Source organism: Novipirellula sp., assembly GCF_041583735.1.
Taxonomy (GTDB): Bacteria; Planctomycetota; Planctomycetia; order Pirellulales; family Pirellulaceae; genus Novipirellula.
The window spans coordinates 1-2,967 of record NZ_JBFHFD010000866.1 but is presented as its reverse complement, the minus strand read 5'-3'; the positions used below and the strand labels follow the sequence as shown (position 1 = coordinate 2,967).

2 protein-coding genes are annotated in these 2,967 nt (G+C 56.2%); one reads left to right on the top strand and one right to left on the bottom strand.

Annotation, left to right across the window (positions count from 1 at the left end; translation table 11 throughout):
- Nucleotides 1–2,493, top strand: a 2,493-nt coding sequence (locus ABX962_RS33905) for a Calx-beta domain-containing protein (protein ID WP_372726090.1), incomplete at its 5' end; no start/stop codon positions are given.
- Nucleotides 2,494–2,516: 23 nt separating this feature from the next.
- Here the strand turns inward: ABX962_RS33905 and ABX962_RS33900 are convergent.
- Complete coding sequence (locus ABX962_RS33900) at nucleotides 2,517–2,780, bottom strand: hypothetical protein (RefSeq protein ID WP_372726089.1); 264 nt, start codon at nucleotides 2,778–2,780, stop codon at nucleotides 2,517–2,519.
- Nucleotides 2,781–2,967: the final 187 nt, after the last annotated feature.

Genomic DNA, 2,967 nt, shown 5'->3' with positions numbered 1-2,967 from the left:
GAAACCGCTCCTCCCACAGTTAATTTTCGCGCGTCCACATTAACGGTCGGTGAAAACGTGGGCACCATCTCACTGAACGTGATCTTGTCGAAGCCCAGCGATGCGGCGATTACCGTTCCGTTTACATTCGACGGTTCGGCCAGCCCGAACACGGATTTTTCGATTTCGTCGAGTCCGCTTGTTTTCGCTGCTGGGCAAACATCCGCCTCGATCACGGTGAATGTGAACGACGACACGATTGTCGAAGGGGACGAAGTTCTGTTTGTTACTTTGGGAACGCCAATCGGTGCAATACTTGGCGATACGCCGACCGAGCGAATTACAATAAGCGACGATGACCAGTCGCCTCCACCGACGATCAATATCGAAGAATCCACGCTTAGTGTGGTCGAAGGGGACACCGCGGTCTTTGTGACGGTCAGTTTGTCCGAAGTCACCGACACGTTTGTCGAAGTCCCCTTCTTTCTGACCGGAACCGCCACCAATGGTCAAGACTATGCGAGTTTGACCAACGTCGTCGGATTTGCTGCGGGCGAGAGAACCCGGACCATCAAAATCAACGTTTTCGAAGACAGCTTTGTCGAAGGTGATGAAACGATGATCTTCACCCTCGGCGTTCCTAGTTTTGGTGAGTTGGGCAATGTCAGCTCGACGACGATCACCATCACGGATAACGACGTCGAGGGCAGCAATCCGCAAATTGACTTCACCACCGACCAAATCGTGGTGTCCGAGTCATCAACTGCGGTGACCGCCACGGCACGACTGAGTATTTTGGCGACCGAAGTCGTTGTGGTACCAATTACGATTATTGGTACCGCGACCAATGGAAGCGATTATATAATTGGCCAGCAATCGCTCAGGTTCGAAGCGGGAACCAGCACGGCAAATTTGCCGATTGAAATCATCGACGATAGTCTGGTCGAAGCAACCGAGACGATCTCATTAAGCTTGACGCCCCCCACAGGATTTGATTTTGGGGCAAACCCCACGTTGACGATCTCGATCACGGATAACGACGGGGCCTCACCCGTTGACCCCGTGGTTGATTTTTCGACGGTTGCGCAAACGGTCAGCGAAGATGGCGGCAACGTCTCGATCTCGGTCACGTTGTCATCGGTGTCGGATTCCGAAATTGTCATCCCGTTTTTGGTAAGCGGGACTGCAACGGAAGGAACTGATTACACAATCAGCAGTAGCCCGCTGCGGATCCCAGCCGGGGCGACCTCGGGGACCATTGTGGTCACCGCGATCAGTGACAACGAGAGCGAGACAGATGAATCCATCGCGGTTACCTTGCAGAGTCCGACCGGCGCGACGTTGGGGACGGCAACGACGCACACGATCACGCTGCAGAACTCGGACCCGTCAAGTCCCAGCCCACCGATCGTTACGCTCGCCAATGTGACCCAGACGGTGAGCGAAGGAGACGCGGCGATCAACGTTACCGTCCTACTTTCGAAACCGAGCGATTCCACGATCACGATCCCCTTCACGGTCTCGGGTTCGGCGACCTCGGGAAGCGACTATACCGTGGCGGTAAACCCGATCACAATCGCGGCAGGTCAAACCTCGGGCAACATCACGATTAATTTGGTCGATGATGCGATTGTCGAAAGCTTGGAAACGGTGGTTGTTTCGCTGAATCAACCGAGCGGCGCGAATCTTGGCGAGAGCACGGTGTTCACCGGTTCGATCTTAGACAATGACCGCAGTGGCGGTGGCGGTTTGGTTATCCCTGGAAACCTGGCTCGTCCGCAAGTGATCCCGGCGAGCGGGCAGTCGACGGCGATCTTGTTCGGAGCGGTTAAAGATACGACGTTGACTCTTGGTCACGTTGGTTCGACATCGGTCACGGCGCGAGTGGTCCTGTATGACGAAGATCTGAACCCGCTGGCCGATGACGCCGGTGGCGTATTGACGGCGTCGTTGACCGCCGGAAATCTGTACGCGTTGATCATCAACGCGTCTAACGAAGACCAGATCTTGATCGTGCGTTCATCGGCCGGCAATGATGCGTTGACCGGCGTCAGTCCCACGAATCTGATTCAGTCGACCGATGTTGATGGCAGCGGCGAAACCACCACTTTGGATGCCTTGTTGGTCGTCAACCAACTTGGCCGGCAGGGGAACGCCGAGGGAGAGAAGATCGTGGTTCCCGGTCGTTATTACGACGTCAATTCGGACGGACGAATCACGGCGATGGATGCATTGCGAGTGATTAACGAGTTATCGCGAAAAGCCGCAACCCGTGGTACAGGTGAATCGTTGGCGACTGCGTTAACGTCCCAGCCTACAGACGCCGAGCCATCGATCGAACCGGTTGCGGAGTCACCGCAATCGGCGGCGGAGGTCGGATCGAGTAAGGTGACCACGTTTGCACAGCTGCCGACCACCAGCGACACGGTTGACCAGGACATGATCCAAGCGTCGGCCTCGAAGATCGATGCGGCGATGGCGGAGCTCGACGACACGCTGCAGTTGCTCGGCTAGCAGTTGCGGTTGGTGCAGAGCCGTTACCAATGATGCCCTAAATCATTGCCGTGTGACAATGTGGGCCGGAACGCAGCGATGCAACGTTCCGGCACGGCGGAAGTCACGCTCCCGCTGCGAGGATTGCGGGCGGGGAAGGCTCGTTGCCCGGAACCGGGACGGTCCATGTCGAACACCGCGACGGTTCCACTGGCGACCTTATGTTGATGTCGCGACATGACTCGGACGACATCACTCTCGCATCGATGATCAAACGTAGGGCCCGCGAACGTAACGCTGTGAAGCATTTTCTCGTTGCTACCTTCGCCAGAAGGTGGTGATTTGTATTGGCCGGCAACCATCCACGCTCTGGCGAGTCCTCATTCCGCTTCGCGGCACCCTAAATAATGAAAACGGCGGTTAGTGTATAATTTACGATGGCTGACGTGTGAGTTGGGTCGCAGATCGTGCTCCACTGGCGTCTAGAGCCCGTTG

Coding starts and splice junctions, on each gene's coding strand:
- ABX962_RS33900 (WP_372726089.1), bottom strand. CDS start 2,780: ATGCTTCACAGCGTTACGTTCGCGGGCCCTACGTTTGATCATCGATGC.